We start from the raw sequence: 17015 nt of genomic DNA on the forward strand, positions 1-17015 counted from the left end.
CATTTAAACCTTCGCCCGGCGGCAAAGAAACACGCCTTCCTCCCGTGACTTCGTGATCCATTCGTCAACCACTTCCAGCCCGTGCGTGGCGAGCATTGCGCGAATTTGCGCGGGCATGTGGCGATACGAAAAAAACAGCCTCACACTCTCACCGGCGGCGAATGCAAAAGTTTCAATATCTACTTTCACCTCGCGGGCGCGCTTGAAAAAAAAGCGCGCGGCCACGCGTTTAAGCCCGCTGCCCGCTGGATCGTCCTCAATGGAAAAATGGAGTTCGCCATCGCCGGCTTCCACGCCCAAATCAAACAAAAACGCGAGCAGCCAATCACGCGTGAGGGCGTTGTCGTAAAGCGGCAGGATGCGCTGGATGCCCGCCAGATAATCATCACCAGGCGCAAGGTTCGCGCCGAAGAAAAGGTGATCGCCGGGCCGCACCAGCGCGGCGAGCCGCGGCAGAATTTCCTGCGGCTCGAAATTCGGAATCATGCCGAAGAAGGTGATGAGCCGCGTGGCATCGGCAGGCGCGTGCTGATCGAGAACCGTCGAAAGATCATCCGCATTCAGAAGGTCACACACCAGCGGATGACAATCGTCATCGGCCAACAGCGTTTTCACCGATTGCCTGGCCACGAGGACCATTGCCGTGCTGACATCGCAGGGGGTATAGGAAAGTTTATTCTCGCGGCTCTTCAAATGGAAAAGCAGTACCGCGTCTTTTCGCCCGCCCCCGCAGCCCAGGCCGATGAGATGAACTTTTTCCGCCCGGACCTGAAAGGCCGCTTTCGCAAAGGCCTTCGTATAAGTTTGGCTGCAATCCGGGTCCACGCGCGATGGCGCATACGCCTGGTGCAAGGCCAGCCACTTTTGCGTTTGCTTGATGCTGTCGTAATGAAATTTGTGGTTCACCCGGCGCGTGCGGAGTGATTCCAGCAGGTCACGGCGGACGGCATCGGGAAATTGGCTGGAGTGGATGGTCACGTTTGCGACAGGCATGAAACATTCTTCGCTCAAGTACGCGGCAAACACAAGTGCGAGCGGAAACGCGGATTTGACTCGGCGCTTTTTTGATTTTTGCGGCCAGCAATTTGATCTTTGAGTGCCGGAATAATCGCCCGCTTCGACACGCCCTTCGCAATTTTGAGAACGGCGGCGGATGTGCTGATTCATTGGAGAACCGGCGGCGTTTTCGACTTTGGAAACTTGAAACTTTATAAGTTCGTTGCGTTGACTTGGAACGCCGCGCCATTATATTCGCTCAAATGAATTTTGATATTTCACATCTCCTGGAGCAATGGGATTATCAGCCAGGGATGGCGTCGGTCCGGAGATTCACCGGCAAGGATGGCATGGAAAAAATCCAGTTGCGCCTGGACCTCGGCCTCTTGCAGATGAACAGCGAAGGCCGTCCCGACGGCAAACGCCCGCTGGGGCATCCGTCGCTTTACGATTATTATCAGTCCCGCCTCTACAAACATATCGCCGCGAATGACGGCAACGAAGCCGGTTTTCGCCTCAAGGCCGAAGATTGCGCCAAGCTTCAATTCGAGGCGTTGCAATATTATCAACGCCATAATTGCCTCTGGCAGCTTGAAGATTTTGCCGGCGTGATCCGCGATACTGAGCGCAACCTGGCCGTCTGCGATTTCGCCAGCAAGCATGCCGAAAGCGAAGAACTCGCGTGGTCGCTCCAACAATTCAAACCGCAACTGCTCATGATGCACACGCGCGCGCGCGGGACGGAGATGTTGCGGGCCAACGAATATGAAACCGCGGTCACCTATATCGAAACCGGCATCAATCTCATCAAGGATTTTTATCGCGACCATTCGCGCGGCGAAATGATGGAGCAGAGCGGCGAATTGAATTCTCTCAAAGCATGGCTCGACGAGCTTTCCTCGCAACGTCCCTTGAGCAAGCGCGAGAAACTCGAGCGCGCTTTAAATGATGCCGTCACCAACGAAGACTATGAAAAGGCCGCGCAGATGCGCGATGCCTTGCGCAATCTCAAATCCACGGAATAACCAATGACCTTACAGGAAAAAGTCACGCAGGAAATCAAGTCGGCGATGCTCGCGAAGGACGCCGAGCGCCTCTCGACCTTGCGCATGTTGAAATCAGCCTTCGGCTACGTGCAGATCGAGCGCAAAGTGGAATCGCTTTCCGACCCTGACGTCATCGCTATTGTGCAGAAAGAAGTGAAGAAGCGCCGCGATTCCGTCGAGCAATTTGAAAAAGGTGGTCGCGCTGAATTAGCAGCGAAGGAAAAGCAGGAGATCACCGTGCTCGAATCATTTTTGCCGCAGGCGCTCTCGCCCGAAGAATTGGAGCAACTCGTCCGCGCGACCATCCAGGAACTCGGCGCGACCAGCAAGAAAGACATGGGCCCGGTCATCAAAGCGGTGCAAGCCAAAGCTGCCGGGCGCGCGGATGGCAAGACCGTAAGCGGTCTCGTGGGAAAATTTTTGCCGTAACTCTTTCTCTAGCGGCGGTCCATGACCGCTGAATTCGAATGGGCGAGCGTACTCGCGAGCCGTAACTTAAATCAGCTCACAGGCTCAATGCGGCTGCGGGAATTTTATGTAGAGCAGCCAGTAGATGAGCACGCCCGTCACGGAAACATACATCCACAACGGCCAGGTCCAGCGCGCGATTTTTTTGTGCTGATCAAAGCGTTCCCTCAACGCGCGAATCAGGGTGATGAAAATCAGCGGCACAATGACGACGGCGAGGATAAGGTGCGTGATGAGGATCGTCAGATAGATCGGGCGAAACCACGCCGGGTCTTTAAAAATTGTCGGGCCGCGATGCAGCACTTTCGCGAGATAGATATGGTAGGTCAGATAGCACGCGAGAAAAATCGTGGAAGTAATAAACGCGGCGATCATGCACTTGCGATGTGCGCTCACGTTTTTGCGGCGGATGAAAATAAATCCTGCCGTCAAAAAAATGGCGCTCAACGCGTTCAAGGAGCCGTTGACGGCCGGAAGATCGAAGATGGTCATGATGACGCGGGTTCGCGGAGTAATTGTTTGATGGCCGCCAAGATTTGCCGCGGTGTGTCCGGGTCGAGCGAATCGAAATAGGCGTGCAGATGGCCGTCGGCATCCGTCCAGCCGCGCACGCGCCCCTGCTGGTCCACCAGCACGAACCACGTGCTATGGATGAACAAATCCACCGGCGTTTCCTGTTCCTGGGCGCCCTTTTCCACGACGACAAATTTGAAATCGTTCACTTCGAGCTTGCGGATGTCCGGCTTGGGGCCGGTGAGGAACGTCCACACATTCGAGTCGGCATTGAAACGCGCGGCGTATTTCCTGAGCACCGGCGGCGTGTCGTAATCAGGATCGCTGGTGAGCGTGACGAGGCGGACGGGTTGGGCGGCGGGAAACGAGGATTGCAGTTGTTCCATGACGTGAGTCATCGTCGGGCACGGCCCGGCGCAACGCGTGAAGATGACATCGGCCACCCACACATGTCCGCGCAAGCTCGCCAGTGAAATGTGTTCGCCGTCCTGGTTGGTGAGATTGAAATCGGAAAGTTGGCCAGTGACGGGAAGCGATTTAATGGGGCTCATCTTCGACCAGGCGAACGCGCCCACGATTGCTACGATGACGACTACTAACCCGCCCAATACCACCCATTCGATTTTGCGCGTGGAGTTATTCATCGTTCGACCGGCAAACTGTGTGAAGCCGGCAAAGAATCATTCCGCGCAAGCGGCAAAAAGCGCACGACCGGGGGAACGCCCGCGGTCATGCAAAACTTATTCAAAGCTCGCTGCCCCGCCGGCTGCCGCCTTGGATTTTGTAACTACCCACTTGTCGTAGTCTTGTTGAGATTCGACGGTGATGCGCCCACCCGACATGCTCGAATGACCGTTGCCGCAAAGTTGCGCGCAGTTGATTTGATAAACGCCCGGCTTGGTCGGGGTGAAATGCAGCGGGATACGCACGCCCGGAATCGCGTCCTGCGTCACGCGCATGGCGATCACCTTGAAAGAATGGATCACGTCCTTGGAAGTAAGCGTGATGATCACCGGCTGGTTGACCACGACATGAATATCGTTCAGCGTCGTGAAATCGTCCTTGCCTTTCGCGTCGGTCTTGTCGAAGCCCCACGGATTGTCACTCGCGATCAATGACATATCCTGGCGGCCAAATTCGCCGTCCGGGCCCGGGTAAAAAACATTCCACGCGAATTGCTGCGCAACGACGCGGATATTGACCGGATGATCGGTGGCCTTGGGGAATTGGTCTTCATCCACCGCGCGCGCCCAGAGGGGCACGGCGAAACCGATGAGCAACACCGCTTCTACGAGGATAACCACAAGTTCAATGTAACTGGAAGCATGGCCCTTGATGCCTTCGTAATCAGCCTTGGGATTCGCCTTGTGATTGAAGCGAAACAGCACGTAAATGAAATACAAAATCCAGCCGAGGAACAGCGCGCCCATCAGGCAATGGACATAAACGATGAGCTTGTCCACGTCGGCACCGTGCTTCGATGCCAGGACCGGCAGCCCCAGGACATTGTGGGCGAGAGTTAAAAAATTATCCATGATCAGGTATTCTGGGTTGGGGGTGGCAGGTCACCGGGCCCGTTGATGGGCGGAACACTTGCCGCTTTTTTTGCCAAATAAACGAAGAAAGTCGCGCAACCGGCCAGCACACTGACCACGGTTCCGAGCAAGGCGAAGATGCCCCACTTCATGCCGTCCATGAGCGGGCCTTTGGCGGCGCCGTAGCAAGCCGCGCACGCGAGCGCGGAATGCGCCTGCGCCATCAGCGCCGTCACGAGCACAGCCGCGAATATTTTAAACTTGGAACGGTTCATAGATAACTCACGTTCTTTAATTTTTTCAGGAAATAACGCTCGTAAAAAACCAGCGCGATCACCGCCGCGCCCGAACCAATCGCCGCCACCAAATACCACACACTCGCGCCATCGTGGTACGTCATCCCTGACCACACGCCGAAAGCTATCGCCAGCGCGATAGACGCGATGATGAACACGAGATGAAACGCTTTGAGTGACATAAAACTATTGGCGCATGTGGATCAGGCTCGATGGATGCATGGACCAGATCGTTAGGAACATCAACCCGGTGAAAAAGAAACCCGTCGCCAGCAAAATGCCGTAGATCATTTTCTTTTCCGAAATCAAGTGCATGAAATATCCCGCGACGAGAAAACCCTTGATGCACGCGATGAACAGCGCGATCGCCACCGTGAGCGCCACGCTGTCAATATGCAGGCGCGAAGCCGCAACCGTGACCACCGTGCCAACGATCAGCGCGTAGAAAACGAACAGGTAACGCTTGACGTGATGTTGAATGTCGTCATGGGAATCGTGAGCACCGTGAGACTTCGGATTGGTATCAAGTAATTCAGTCATGGTAGTTAGAGTAGGTAAAGCACCGGGAACAGGAAGATCCAGACCAGGTCAACGAAGTGCCAGAACAAACCGGAGACTTCCACGCGGTTGGTGTAGCGTTCCGGGTCGGTCTTCCACATGCCCGCGCCCGGGCCCCAGATGAAACCGATCACCAGCGCGCCGCCGATGACGTGCAAAGCGTGAAGACCGGTCAGCGTGAAATAAATCGCCGTGTAGGTGTTATGCCATGGGCCGTAATTTTCCATGAACTTCACGTCGGCCTGCTTGATGGTGATTTCCTGTTCCTTGATCTCGCTTTCCTGCCAGGCGTGAGTCACTGCCGAGGCTTCCGCTTGATTTACGATGTGGCCGTGAATGACGACTTTGTCCGCGCTGCGTTCGATCAAATGGCCGTCCACGGAGTCGCCCGCCTTGATGGTGACATCCTTGCCGTCTTCAAAATGCACCACGGCGCCCGGATTAATGTCTACTTCATAATGGATGAACTTGTCATGATATTCGTAGGACTTAATGCACAAAAACGCCACTGCGCAGAGCAGAGTAACAGTTTGATACATCTTGAACTTCCCAAAATCCTTCATCTTGAGCGAGGCCCACGCCATCACGACCGTGATGCTCGAAACGATGAGCACGATGGTGTTGGTCATGCCCAGCCAGACATTGAGCAGGCCGTGGGGCCACGCGCCCGGGGCCGCGCCGACGCGCAGAAGGATGTAGGAGGAGAACAGCGCACCGAACAACATCACTTCAGACGCCAGGAAAAGCCAGATGCCGACTTTGGCGTTGAATAAGCCCGTGTCCGGACGGGGTTCTACTGTATACGGAATATCCATGAATAATTAGCGGTTAATGAATTCGATAAAATTAAGGTTCGTTTTGGGGCGTATAATCAGTCGGGCGGCCCGGCACACTGTATTCATAAGGCCCACGATAAACCACCACCGGCTTGGGAAAATTCCCGTGCGGCGGAGGTGTCGGTGTCTGCCATTCCAAAGTGGTCGCATGCCACGGATTATCCGAATGGGTCTCTTTACCGTGCTTGATGCTCCAGAAAAAGTTGAAGATGAACGGCAGTTGCGAGAGGCCCAGGCACCACGCGGCGATGGACACATAACTGTTCATGTGAATCACGCTGTCGCTCAGGCCGCCGATGGCGTCCACCTTGGCGGTGGAATAATTGATGCCGCCGTCATACATGCGGCGCAACATGCCCGCCATGCCTTGCGCGAACATCGGCTGGAAAATCGCATTCATGAAAATGAAGGACGTGGCAAAATGCACCTTGCCCCAGAACTCATTCATGAAACGCCCGGTTATTTTCGGGAACCAATAATATACCCCCGCGAAGAGCGCAAAAATTGTTCCCGGCGCTACGATGTAATGGAAGTGAGCGATGACGTAATAGGTGTCGTGCAGGTGCAGGTCGCTGAAGTTGAATCCCAGCGGAAGACCGGTCAAACCGCCGATGCCGAACATCGGCAGGAACGCCAGCACGAACAGCATCGGCGTGTTAAAGCGAATCGAGCCGCCCCACAGCGAGAGAAACAAGCACGAGAGAATGATCACCGAAGGAATCGAGATGATCATCGTCGTGGTTTGGAAGAACGTGCTGATGCGCGTGCCCATGCCGGTCAAATACATGTGATGCGCCCAGACGATGAACGACACGAAACCGATGACCATCGCCGAATAGACCAGCGATTTATAACCCCAGATAGGCTTGCGGGTGTTGTTCGCGAGGATTTCGCAGACGATACCCATCGCCGGCAGGATCAAGACATACACTTCCGGATGGCCGAGGAACCAAAACAAGTGCTGCCAGAGCAACGGACTGCCGCCGCCGCTGATATGGCCGAGGCTCGCCACCGCCAAACCGGTCGGCAGAAAGAAACTTGTGTGCGCGACCTTATCCATCAACTGCATGATGGCCGCGGCTTCAAGCGGCGGAAACGCCAGCAACAACAGAAAACCGGTGACGAATTGCGCCCAAACGAAGAACGGCAGGCGCATCCAGGTCATGCCCGGCGCGCGAAGCTGGATGATGGTTGCAAGGAAGTTCACCGCGCCCAGCAGCGATGACGTAATCAGGAAAACCATGCCGACCAGCCAGTAAGTTTGTCCGTGGCCTTGGATGACCGTGGCCAGCGGGGAATAGGAAGTCCAGCCGGCTTGCGCCGCGCCGCCCGGCATGAAAAAGCTCACGAGCATGATGATGCCGCCCACGAAATAAGCCTGGTAGCTCGCCATGTTGATGCGGGGAAAGGTCATGTCCGGCGCGCCGATTTGCAGCGGCACGATCAGATTGCCAAACGCCGCGAAAGCCAGCGGCACGATGCCCAGGAACACCATGATCGTCCCGTGCATGGCGCCAAAGGAATTATACAGGTCCGCGCTCATGATGCCGTTGGCCGCGACGTCGCCGAGCATTTTGTTGAGCAAATGGCCGACGAGCGGGATGGGCGTGTTCGGATGCGCGATAGACCAGCGCATCGTCATCATCAGGCAGAATCCCAGGAACAGAAAAATCAGGGCGGTGATGCCGTACTGGATGCCGATGGTTTTGTGGTCGGTGGAGAAAACGTATTTGTGCAGGAAACTCAGCTCATGATGGTGAGCGTCGTGGTCTCCGTGCGCGTGCGCGTGAGTGGTGGTTGCCTGCGTACTCATGATTTATTTTTTTGTTTGGCTCGGCCAACTATTAATTGAACTTACGGCCCCAAACTTTCCGAACATTTAAGGGCCAAAACATAATTTTCCAACTTATCAAAGTCAACGGCAGAATACCGGTATAAGGTCACTTAATCTTATCCAGCACCATTAATCCTAACAGCAGCGGCAAATACAGGATCGAAACGAAAAATAATTGCCGCGCGCTGCGAAGCGTCAACCGCCGGGAAAATTGAATTGCGAATCCTAAAAATATCAGCCCGAGCACCAGTGCGCCGCAAAGATAAATTGGGCCCGCAAGTTGGAATAAAAACGGCCCCAAGCTCACCGGCAGCAATCCCAGCGTATGGCTGACGGCTTGGCGCCCGGTGCGTTCGCCTAATGGATCCACCACCGGTAACATCACGAACCCGGCGCGCTCGTATTGCTCGCGGTAAATCCACGCGATCGCCAAAAAGTGCGGCAGTTGCCAGAAAAATAAAATCGCGAACAACGACCAGCCACCCCGGCTGATGTCGCCGCGCGCCGCCGCCCAGCCCATCAACGGCGGCAAAGCCCCCGGGATTGCGCCCACAATCGTATTGAGCGTCGTGACACGTTTGAGCGGTGTGTAAATGAAAACGTAACTCACCAGCGTGATCGCTCCGAGCAAGCTCGTCAGTAAATTCACGGCGAAGGCGAGATAAATTAAACCAAGCGCACTACACGCGCCGCCGAGGATGAGCACCGTGTCAGGCTGCATCCGGCCCGAGGGCAGCGGACGGTCTTCGGTGCGTTCCATGCGGGCATCGTGCTCGCGTTCGATCCATTGATTGAGCGCCGCCGCGCCGCTGGCGACCAGAGCCGTGCCAAGCATCGTGTGAACGAGCAGCATCAAATCCATCCGCCCCTGGAAACCGGCATAGAACCCGACCAGCGTAGTCAGCAGCACCAGAAACGTCAGGCGCGCTTTGATCAAGTCGGCAAACACCGCGAACCGTGTCTTTTCGACACTGGCGGCTGCGGTCAACGGTTGGGCGGTGGCTTTCAAATGTTTATCAGTTGCTTCGCGTCGTCACATGCACATCACCCGGCAGGACTTTCCCGGACATGACCGGTGAAGGCGCGGGGACAGTCGTGCTCGGAACAGCAACGCGAGCGGGCATTAAAACTCGAAAAGAAATAATGGTCAAGAGCGCACCGGTTGTCAGCGAAATGGCGCCGACCACCACATGCGCCGTCGCAATGTCCGCGGCTTTGTTCGACCAGATGGTGGCCGCGCCCAGCATGGCTTGTAAGGCAATCAAGCCCACCCACACCAGCGAATAACGCGAGAGCAGATGCCGCGGGCTTAAATATTTGCGCATCTTCCTCGCGGTATAAACTACAGCGCAAAAAATCAGCAGCGCAATAAAGCGATGGATCATTTGCAATAGAATTTGAAACGCGGTGATGGGATTGGGGTCGTTGACTTCGAGGCGATGCTGATTATACAAAGTGACCGATGCGGCATCCATCGGCGGCCAAAGTTTATGATAAGCGAGCGGGAAATCGGGGATCGCCAGGCCCGCGTGTTGATGCCGCATGGTCGCGCCAAGGACGAGTTGCCCAAAAATCAAAAGCGTGACCGCCAGCAACAGGCGGCGCAGTCCGTGACGGTCGAAAATAACCATGTCGCGATGCGGCAACTCAATCCACCAGCGGCTGGTGACCAATGCAATCGCGCACAGCAACACGAAGAAACTTTGCGCCAGCGCCGCATGAACAATACCCAGATTGTCCCACGCCAGCACCACCCGCAGGCCGCCCAATACTCCCTGCAACACTACGCCAAAAAATGCCGCGACCCCCAGCCAGCGCAGCCAGCCACGCGGTTCTTTCAACCAAAGCCACACCATCAAAATGATAGTCAAAAATCCCACCGCCGACGCCAGCAGCCGATGGGAATGCTCATAGAATATGCCGCCCATCCATTTCGAGATGGGGAATAAAAACATGTTATAGCCGTAAGTCGTCGGCCAATCCGGCACAGCCATGCCCACGCCATGACTCGTCACCAATCCGCCCACGGCAATCAACGCGAGCGTCGCCACCGCCGTAAGAACGGCGAAACGATGCAGCCACGGATTAACAGCGGAACGGTTCATTTTCAGGCGATCAATCAGGTTCTAAAAGCGAAGCCGCTGCGGCATCACTACCGCAGCGGCCCCCTTAAATCCCGTGAATTATTTCACTTCCATCGTGAAATCCAGCTTGTTCGAGCCGTCTTTCACTTCAATTTCTTTGCTGACCGTGCCCGCCTTGCGGTGCGAGGCTTCGATCGTGTATTTGCCCGGCGGCAAATTCGAGATTTTGTAAGTGCCGTCCTTGGCGCTCACGGAGAAATACGGGCTGTCCACCACGGTCACATACGCGAACATCCAGGGATGCACATCGCACTTGAAACGCAGGAAGTTTTCCGGAGCGGGAAAACTGATGGAAACATCCGGCGCGTTAGGACCCTGCGCGGCGTTCTTCGCACTTGAAGCATTTCCGGCCGCGGCGGGAATCACATCCACGTTGTGGAAAAGCGGGTCGGAATTCTTCACGATAATCTTCTGTCCCGTCTGCACCGCGCCAATATAAGGAATATATTCACAACCCTTTTGGTCGAGAACCAGCGGAGCGGCGGAAGCGCCGGAAGATGCGGGCGCGCCTTTGACCACGACTACGACGTCGGCCAAATCATTCTTGCCGTCCACCACGTAAAACTGCGTCTTGACAGGCTCGCTGTGGAGCTTGCCGCAATCCGGATTGGAAGCGATCGCCTCGTTGACCTTTTCTGGCGGCGGCGTGCCGCTCAAAGTAATGGTGCCAGTGACATCCGCCGCCACCGCCGCTTGCAAGCCGGCCACAAGCGCCGGGACGATTAAAAATCGAGGATTTATTCTCATAGTAATGTAATTGTTAAAAACCAAACCAAAATAACCAAGACTTATTTTTCCCGCAAGTGGTTTGTGAAACATTTCACAAGCCCCATTTAATTCATTTCATCGCCGTCCCATCTTCAGCCATTAACAAATGAGGCTCGCGAGTGCGCTCCCTCTCCCATAATTTACGCGCATGCTCCGTTGGTTTGAAAATAGGCAGGTTTACCATCCCACGCGGGAATGGAATGTCTCGCCTGCTGAGGCCGGTTCATCGGTCGAAGATGTTTATTTCACAACAGCCGATGGCGTGCGGCTCAACGCCTGGTTTTTTCCGGCCGGGAAAAATTCTCCGCGCGCATCATTCGCCGCACTCGTTTGCCACGGCAACGGCGGCAATGTCAGTCACCGTGCCGGCTTCTGCCAGATGCTCGTCCGGCTCGGCCTCAATGCGTTCGTATTCGATTATCGCGGTTACGGCCGCAGCGAAGGACGGCCGACCGAGGAAGGCACTTATCAGGATGCCCAGGCCGCGTATCGCTGGCTGCGCGCACGCGGTTTTGCGCTACAAAATATCATTGCGCTCGGCAAATCACTGGGCGGTGCCGTCGCCACCGAACTCGCTCTGCGCGAAACCGTGGGCGGCCTCGTGTTGCAAAGCGCGTTCACGAGCATCGCGGATGTCGGCGAGGAACGCTTCCCGTGGTTGCCCGTGCGCCGGCTGCACCGCATCAAATACGAGACGTTGAAAAAACTTCCGCGTCTCCAGGTACCCGTGCTCATCCTCCACAGCCGCGATGATGAAACCATCAGCTTCAGCCACGGCGAACGCAATTTCGCCGCGATCACCGGCCCAAAACTTTTCGTCGAAGTCAACGGCCCGCATAATTATCGCGACGTCGCAAATGTGAATCGCCACGCCGAAGGCTTGGAAAAATTTCTTCGCCAGCTCAAGCAGCGGGATAAAAATAATCCACTCGCGCCCGAAAAATAAATCTCGGCACAAGCAAAGATTCCAGGCGGCAATCAACCGGGCGGCCATGCCAATTCCCGCCCGCCGAGAATGTGACAATGCAGATGCGGCACGCTCTCACCCGCATGCGGGCCGCTATTGATCACGAGGCGAAAACCGGTTTTTTCCAAACCCAGTTTGTGCGCGACTTCACCCGCCTTGAGCAGCAGATGTCCCAAAACTTTTTCATCCCCCGGCTTCGCCGCGCCAATGCGCGGGATGACTTTCTTGGGCACGATGAGCACATGCGTGGGCGCGTGCGGATGGATATCGCGAAAGGCGAGCACGAGATCGTCTTCATAGACGATGTCCGCCGGGATTTCGCGCGCGATGATTTTTTCGAAAAGTGTCATCGGAAAAATATTCCGCGAAATTATTTTTTATTTCACGACCAGCGCGCAATTTGTCCCGTGATTTTCCTGGGACACGCACGAGCGCAAAAATTCCACGATCTGGTCGTGCAAACTCTGGCAGCGCGTCGTCCATCGGCGCGCGCCGGCCAGTTGCTTCACGCATTGGCGAAGCCCGCGAAAACACAGCATCTGCGGCGCGTCCTGCATTTGCGTCCGCAACTCATCGCGCAGGCGGGAAAAGAAAAACAATTCGCCCGCCTCGTCTTCCTTGCCAATCAGCCGGCACAAATCGGATTGCACCACGCGCGGCGCGGGCGTATCCGATTGCGCTTCTTCGCTGGCGAGCGAGAAGCCGCGCAGAATTTTTTCCAGCGCAAGCGAAAATTCCGCCACCGTCACCGATTCGCGCCCGAGTTCATCGCGAAAATAATGGAATACGGCGGCCGCCGCGTGCTGGATGAATTCCGTGTCGAAAAACGACGCCGAATCTCCGACGATTTCCACCGAGATCATTTCCGCGGAGTAAGGGATGCTGTCTCCCCCCGCGGTCCGAAACACGAGGCACTCCTGGGCGAGTTGAATCATGCGGCGTTGTCCTCCAATTTTTTGACTTCCTGGACGAAGTCGGTTGCTTCCTGGAACCGCCGGTAAACGCTGGCAAAACGCACATAAGCGACCTCGTCCACTTCGCGCAGGCCGGCCATGACGCGCTCGCCGATTACCGAACCGGGCACTTCGCGTTCATATTTATTCGTGATTTCGTTCACAATTTTCTCGAGCAAATCTTCAATCGCCTCGGGGCTGACCGGCCGTTTCTGGAAGGCTTTCTTGAGTCCCGAAAGCAATTTCTCGCGTGAAAAACTCTCCCGCCGGCCGTCGCGCTTGACCACCATAAGTTCATCGCGCTCAATCTCTTCGTAAGTCGTGAAACGATGTTCACACGCGGTGCATTCGCGGCGTCGGCGGATGGTGGCGCCCTCGCGAGAGGCGCGAGAATCAATCACCTTGTCATCCTGACAACCGCATTTCGGGCAACGCATAAGGGAACCTGCCACTTCTTATGGTGGTGACGGGTGTTTAACATACTAAGGATAGTGGCGTCAAGAGGTTCTAATCGTAGTATATATGCTGCCCCTGTATTAGCAACTTCACTCAACCCCGACCGTCCGCCCAAAATATTTTTACCCCCTTAAGCGAACTTATCCGAGCTTAAGCGGACCAACGCGGACCAATCCGAACGATTCGACCGCATCTGCTCACAAAATTTACCCGCAAATATCTGCACTTACGCGCACCGAGCCGCACTTTTGGGCTCGCTTGGCAATTCAACTGGCGTTTTTTATCCATTTCAGAATTAAAACCGCTGGAATCGCCAAATTTCAATCCCGGGCAGACTTCAACTCCATTTCAAAGAACTGCCCCCACCATGACACATTCCTCCAATACAATCCACCCTTCCATAGGTTACAAATTCTATTTCTCCGTCATGACAAATACGCCGTTCCAATGCGCATCCGGCGGGTTCTTCAACAACTCCTCACACTCCTTGATATACATCTGGCTCAAATAATCGTCAGCGTGATCTTCCAGGCAGCGCTTGAACCATTCGATGCCTTCCATGAATTTCTGCGCGCGATATAATTTCACCGCGGTTTCATAACCGGCGAGCCACGCTTCGATTTTTTCATCCGCAGCCGTGCCGCGCTCGCCCATCACGGTATAAACCTCCACGCCCACGGTTTTACCTTTAGGCTGAATCAAGCCCACCGTCCGCAAAATAAATTTGTCCCGCACCAATCTGCCCATTTCCGGGCCGAGCAACAAATCAACGTGAAATTTTTTCGTCAAGCCTTCGAGCCGTGAGGCCGTGTTCACCGTGTCGCCAATCACCGTCAACTCCATCTTCTCCATCGAACCCATGTTGGCCACGATGGCTTCGCCGTGATTAATGCCGATGCCGAAGGCCAATTTGATCATCCCGCGCTTTTCCCAATCGGCATTGAGCTTGACCAAACTGCGCTTCATCGCCAGCGCGGTGGACACGGCGTGTTGCGCATCTTTTTCCGGGCCCTGCGTGACGATGTTTCCCCACACGGCCATGACGGCATCGCCGATGAATTTATCCAGCGTGCCTTGCGAACTGAAAACATCCTTCACCATCTCGGCGAAATATTCATTGAGCTGGCGGACGAGCGCCGCGGAGTCTGCTCCTTCAGTGAGCGTGGTGAACCCGCGCACGTCGGAAAATAAAATCGTCACCTTTTTGCGAACGCCTTCGAGCGTGTGAAAATACGTGGCGGGATTGTCCAGCAATTCCTTGACGACATTTTTGGAGACATAACGCTCCAATGTCTTGCGCGTGCGCGTCTTCTCGAATCGTTCGCTGAAATAATCGAATGCCAGCACCAGAACGCCGGAGAGCGCGAGCACCAGCAACGGATTGGCCACGCCCCATACGATGTTCCAGTGGTTCCAGGCCCACAACGAAGCGTAACTATAAAGCACCATCAGCGCTATGATTGCTATCAATCGCCGCAATGGCTGATGCACCAGAAAGGAAAGCGCCGTCGCGAGCAGTCCTGCCAACACCACAATCAGTGAATTTTCGTAATCGCTTGCCTCCGTCAAAAAAGTGCGATGCAGCGCCGCGCCCAGCATGTTCAAATGGATTTCCGGGCCGTGCATGACCGAGTTATAATCCACGCGGATGCCTTGTATCACCGCTTGCTTGTCCGGCAGTGGAGTTTTGTGCGCGTCCTGAAAAATATCCGCCGTTGGGCCGACCAGCACGATCTTGCCGCGAAAAAATTCTCCGTCTTTGAAATTGTGTTTCCAATATCGCGGCGCAAGGACATCGCCCAACGAGATCACTGGATAACCTCGCCCCGCCCAATCCGTGTAACGAAAGCGCAGCGGCTGTGATCCCGGCGGAATCAATTCAGGCCGGCCAAACTTGCGCAACGCCCGTGCCTCCAGCGATTCCAACACCGTACCCGTTGGCAGCAAATCACCGGCTTGCGACGCCTCCAAACGATACCGCGCAAAGCGTATGACATCGTCAAATGGGTCCGGCCAGATATTGACAAAACCCACGCGCTCATCGAAGCCCGGCGAAAGCGTGCTTGAGCTTTCGAGCACCGAGGGATTCGGCACATCCAATGTCATGGAAATGCCGCGATCGGTTTTGACATCATGAATATTGCAGCCGATGACGACATGATCGCGATATTTGTCCATCGCCGCTTTCATGGCTTCGTCTCCCTCGCCCTGCCCGCCAAAAACCAAATCCAGCACGACTACTTTCGCTCCGGCATCACAAAGGTGCGTGATCAAATCCGCCCAAACCGCGCGCGACCACGGGAAACTTGTCTGTAAAAGTCGCAGCGTGGGATCTTGTTTTAATTCGTCGTCGCTGTAGTCAAGATAGGCCGGTTTATCAATGCCGATGAGAACGAGTTGCGGGTCTATCGGTGTTTTCGTGCCGTATGTGGCGCGCAAATCTTCGGTGTAAGCCTCCAGTCCGACCAGCGAGGATAAATTGTTATGCGTCCACCCCAGCATCAAAAACAAAAGCGCCGTGCCTCCGCAAATCGCCGTCACGACCCAGAAACGGCGGTTGTGTTTTTTGAACTTGAAAGCGCTTAGGAATTTGCGAAACACGCCGCAGCTTACCGGGTGCGCGTGGCGTTGACAATTTCCTTCGCTTTGCTTACACGAGTGGTGGTAACATTCCCTCGTCGCAACGAATTAACTTTTCCGCGCTGGACGGCGAAAGTATGCCGCCCTCGGCGAGGGTCGCGCTCTGGTGAATACGAGATTACTGATAGGCATGGTGCTGCTGGCTTCGCGGCTGCCGCTCGCGGCGGTCCCGCTGACTGAAAGCACGTTCACGGACGTCGTGCGCTCCGTCGAGGTCATCAATGCCTCCGATAAAAATGCCGCCCCCGCGAAGCTCAACGGGATTTTCAAGGCGCCCAACCTCATCCGCACCGGCGTTGCTTCACGCGCGGAATTGACCGCGCCGGACCAGACGCTCACCCGCGTCGGCGCGAACACGGTTTTTTCCTTTGCTCCCGTTGGCCGTGAAGTGGATCTCGCGCAAGGCAGCATTCTTTTTCATTCGCCGACCGGGCGCGGCGGCGGCACGATCAAAAGCGGAGGCGCTTCCGCCGCCGTGAGCGGAACCACGCTCATCGTCGCCACCACGGCGGTCGAACATCCCGGCGATCACAACGGCTTCAAAGTCATCCTGCTCGAAGGCACCGGTCACGTGACGCTTGCCAATGGTGAAACCATCACCGTCAAAGCCGGGCAAATGATTTATGTTCTGCCGGACCACACCGGCTTCGGCCCGCTGCTCAACATCAATCTCGGAAAACTCGTCAACGGCTCCGCGCTCGTCAATGGTTTCAGCCATCCCCTGCCGTCGCTTCCGCTCATCGAGATCGTCATTCACGATCAGGACATTCGTTTGAAATCCGGCACAGTGGTGGATACCGGCAAACCCGCGGACAAATTTCTTCACAATCCACCCACGCTGAATTTCGGCCCCCATTCCGCCCCCAGCGGTGGAGATCCCAACATCCCGGGAATGGCGCCCGCGCCGACGCTTGGCCCGACGATTGATGGCCAGCCGTCGAACAATCCTTTTCAACATGAGGTTCCGCGCTCGTTCCAACTCCAGCCACCTTTCGGTCCCTGAGC

The 17015-nt window shown here is 55.6% G+C and carries 20 protein-coding genes; 4 read left to right on the forward strand and 16 right to left on the reverse strand.

Annotation, left to right across the window (positions count from 1 at the left end):
• Positions 1-3: 3 nt before the first annotated feature.
• Entirely contained in the window at positions 4-993 is a 990-nt protein-coding gene (locus VH413_06600) for an L-histidine N(alpha)-methyltransferase (GenBank protein HEX3798356.1), read from the reverse strand.
• A 266-nt stretch (positions 994-1259) separates the two neighbouring features.
• Between VH413_06600 and VH413_06605 the strand changes: the two genes are divergently transcribed.
• Together VH413_06605 and VH413_06610 are read left to right on the forward strand one after the other, a co-directional pair.
• On the forward strand, positions 1260-2021 hold the full coding sequence (locus VH413_06605; GenBank protein ID HEX3798357.1) for a UvrB/UvrC motif-containing protein: 762 nt from the start codon (positions 1260-1262) through the stop codon (positions 2019-2021).
• A gap of 3 nt (positions 2022-2024) precedes the next feature.
• On the forward strand, positions 2025-2471 hold the full coding sequence (locus VH413_06610; protein HEX3798358.1) for a GatB/YqeY domain-containing protein: 447 nt from the start codon (positions 2025-2027) through the stop codon (positions 2469-2471).
• A gap of 84 nt (positions 2472-2555) precedes the next feature.
• Here the strand turns inward: VH413_06610 and VH413_06615 are convergent, their stop codons facing one another.
• The 11 genes from VH413_06615 to VH413_06665 all read right to left on the reverse strand — a co-directional run bounded on the left by VH413_06615 (position 2556) and on the right by VH413_06665 (position 10973).
• Positions 2556-3002 (reverse strand): DUF420 domain-containing protein, encoded by a 447-nt coding sequence (locus VH413_06615; GenBank protein ID HEX3798359.1) that lies wholly within the window; start codon positions 3000-3002, stop codon positions 2556-2558.
• Positions 2999-3667: an SCO family protein gene (locus VH413_06620; protein ID HEX3798360.1), complete on the reverse strand. Its 669-nt coding sequence runs from the start codon at positions 3665-3667 to the stop codon at positions 2999-3001. The genes VH413_06615 and VH413_06620 overlap by 4 nt, the downstream gene beginning before the upstream one ends.
• A 96-nt stretch (positions 3668-3763) precedes the next feature.
• Positions 3764-4558, reverse strand: coding sequence for a cytochrome c oxidase subunit II (locus VH413_06625; protein HEX3798361.1), 795 nt, complete (start codon positions 4556-4558; stop codon positions 3764-3766).
• Positions 4559-4560: 2 nt separating this feature from the next.
• Positions 4561-4833: a hypothetical protein gene (locus VH413_06630; protein HEX3798362.1), complete on the reverse strand. Its 273-nt coding sequence runs from the start codon at positions 4831-4833 to the stop codon at positions 4561-4563.
• The gene (locus VH413_06635) at positions 4830-5036 is read right to left on the reverse strand and encodes a hypothetical protein (protein ID HEX3798363.1); all 207 of its coding nucleotides are present in this window, start codon (positions 5034-5036) and stop codon (positions 4830-4832) included. The genes VH413_06630 and VH413_06635 overlap by 4 nt, the downstream gene beginning before the upstream one ends.
• Before the next feature lie 4 nt (positions 5037-5040).
• Positions 5041-5394, reverse strand: a complete 354-nt coding sequence (locus VH413_06640; GenBank protein HEX3798364.1) for a cytochrome C oxidase subunit IV family protein — start codon at positions 5392-5394, stop codon at positions 5041-5043.
• Positions 5395-5399: 5 nt separating this feature from the next.
• On the reverse strand, positions 5400-6227 hold the full coding sequence (locus tag VH413_06645; protein ID HEX3798365.1) for a cytochrome c oxidase subunit 3: 828 nt from the start codon (positions 6225-6227) through the stop codon (positions 5400-5402).
• A 31-nt stretch (positions 6228-6258) separates the two neighbouring features.
• Entirely contained in the window at positions 6259-8061 is a 1803-nt protein-coding gene (locus tag VH413_06650; GenBank protein HEX3798366.1) for a cbb3-type cytochrome c oxidase subunit I, read from the reverse strand.
• 127 nt (positions 8062-8188) lie between these two features.
• Complete coding sequence (gene cyoE / locus VH413_06655; protein HEX3798367.1) at positions 8189-9091, reverse strand: heme o synthase; 903 nt, start codon at positions 9089-9091, stop codon at positions 8189-8191.
• A 7-nt stretch (positions 9092-9098) separates the two neighbouring features.
• Positions 9099-10187, reverse strand: coding sequence for a COX15/CtaA family protein (locus VH413_06660; GenBank protein HEX3798368.1), 1089 nt, complete (start codon positions 10185-10187; stop codon positions 9099-9101).
• Between the two features lie 78 nt (positions 10188-10265).
• On the reverse strand, positions 10266-10973 hold the full coding sequence (locus VH413_06665) for a carboxypeptidase regulatory-like domain-containing protein (GenBank protein HEX3798369.1): 708 nt from the start codon (positions 10971-10973) through the stop codon (positions 10266-10268).
• A 169-nt stretch (positions 10974-11142) separates the two neighbouring features.
• Between VH413_06665 and VH413_06670 the strand changes: the two genes are divergently transcribed.
• Positions 11143-11940, forward strand: a complete 798-nt coding sequence (locus VH413_06670; protein HEX3798370.1) for an alpha/beta hydrolase — start codon at positions 11143-11145, stop codon at positions 11938-11940.
• A 32-nt stretch (positions 11941-11972) separates the two neighbouring features.
• Here VH413_06670 and VH413_06675 read toward each other — a convergent pair whose 3' ends face one another.
• The 4 genes from VH413_06675 to VH413_06690 all read right to left on the reverse strand — a co-directional run bounded on the left by VH413_06675 (position 11973) and on the right by VH413_06690 (position 15971).
• Positions 11973-12311, reverse strand: coding sequence for a histidine triad nucleotide-binding protein (locus VH413_06675; protein ID HEX3798371.1), 339 nt, complete (start codon positions 12309-12311; stop codon positions 11973-11975).
• A gap of 27 nt (positions 12312-12338) precedes the next feature.
• On the reverse strand, positions 12339-12896 hold the full coding sequence (locus tag VH413_06680; protein ID HEX3798372.1) for a hypothetical protein: 558 nt from the start codon (positions 12894-12896) through the stop codon (positions 12339-12341).
• Positions 12893-13351 (reverse strand): transcriptional regulator NrdR, encoded by a 459-nt coding sequence (nrdR, locus tag VH413_06685; protein ID HEX3798373.1) that lies wholly within the window; start codon positions 13349-13351, stop codon positions 12893-12895. The genes VH413_06680 and nrdR overlap by 4 nt, the downstream gene beginning before the upstream one ends.
• Positions 13352-13784: 433 nt before the next feature.
• Complete coding sequence (locus tag VH413_06690) at positions 13785-15971, reverse strand: adenylate/guanylate cyclase domain-containing protein (GenBank protein HEX3798374.1); 2187 nt, start codon at positions 15969-15971, stop codon at positions 13785-13787.
• 145 nt (positions 15972-16116) lie between these two features.
• Between VH413_06690 and VH413_06695 the strand changes: the two genes are divergently transcribed.
• Complete coding sequence (locus VH413_06695) at positions 16117-17013, forward strand: FecR family protein (protein ID HEX3798375.1); 897 nt, start codon at positions 16117-16119, stop codon at positions 17011-17013.
• The last annotated feature ends 2 nt before the right edge of the window (positions 17014-17015 follow it).

This window comes from Verrucomicrobiia bacterium (assembly GCA_036268055.1).
GTDB lineage: Bacteria > Verrucomicrobiota > Verrucomicrobiia > Limisphaerales > Pedosphaeraceae > DATAUW01.

Excerpts from the sequence above, each read along its gene's own strand:
- nrdR (HEX3798373.1), bottom strand. The coding sequence starts at position 13,351 with ATGCGTTGCCCGAAATGCGGTTGTCAGGATGACAAGGTGATTGATTCT.
- VH413_06625 (HEX3798361.1), bottom strand. The coding sequence starts at position 4,558 with ATGGATAATTTTTTAACTCTCGCCCACAATGTCCTGGGGCTGCCGGTC.
- VH413_06605 (HEX3798357.1), top strand. The coding sequence starts at position 1,260 with ATGAATTTTGATATTTCACATCTCCTGGAGCAATGGGATTATCAGCCA.
- VH413_06680 (HEX3798372.1), bottom strand. The coding sequence starts at position 12,896 with ATGATTCAACTCGCCCAGGAGTGCCTCGTGTTTCGGACCGCGGGGGGA.
- VH413_06600 (HEX3798356.1), bottom strand. The coding sequence starts at position 993 with ATGCCTGTCGCAAACGTGACCATCCACTCCAGCCAATTTCCCGATGCC.
- VH413_06640 (HEX3798364.1), bottom strand. The coding sequence starts at position 5,394 with ATGACTGAATTACTTGATACCAATCCGAAGTCTCACGGTGCTCACGAT.
- VH413_06665 (HEX3798369.1), bottom strand. The coding sequence starts at position 10,973 with ATGAGAATAAATCCTCGATTTTTAATCGTCCCGGCGCTTGTGGCCGGC.
- VH413_06615 (HEX3798359.1), bottom strand. The coding sequence starts at position 3,002 with ATGACCATCTTCGATCTTCCGGCCGTCAACGGCTCCTTGAACGCGTTG.
- VH413_06620 (HEX3798360.1), bottom strand. The coding sequence starts at position 3,667 with ATGAATAACTCCACGCGCAAAATCGAATGGGTGGTATTGGGCGGGTTA.
- VH413_06635 (HEX3798363.1), bottom strand. The coding sequence starts at position 5,036 with ATGTCACTCAAAGCGTTTCATCTCGTGTTCATCATCGCGTCTATCGCG.
- VH413_06610 (HEX3798358.1), top strand. The coding sequence starts at position 2,025 with ATGACCTTACAGGAAAAAGTCACGCAGGAAATCAAGTCGGCGATGCTC.
- VH413_06630 (HEX3798362.1), bottom strand. The coding sequence starts at position 4,833 with ATGAACCGTTCCAAGTTTAAAATATTCGCGGCTGTGCTCGTGACGGCG.
- VH413_06650 (HEX3798366.1), bottom strand. The coding sequence starts at position 8,061 with ATGAGTACGCAGGCAACCACCACTCACGCGCACGCGCACGGAGACCAC.
- VH413_06645 (HEX3798365.1), bottom strand. The coding sequence starts at position 6,227 with ATGGATATTCCGTATACAGTAGAACCCCGTCCGGACACGGGCTTATTC.
- VH413_06660 (HEX3798368.1), bottom strand. The coding sequence starts at position 10,187 with ATGAACCGTTCCGCTGTTAATCCGTGGCTGCATCGTTTCGCCGTTCTT.
- VH413_06675 (HEX3798371.1), bottom strand. The coding sequence starts at position 12,311 with ATGACACTTTTCGAAAAAATCATCGCGCGCGAAATCCCGGCGGACATC.
- VH413_06670 (HEX3798370.1), top strand. The coding sequence starts at position 11,143 with ATGCTCCGTTGGTTTGAAAATAGGCAGGTTTACCATCCCACGCGGGAA.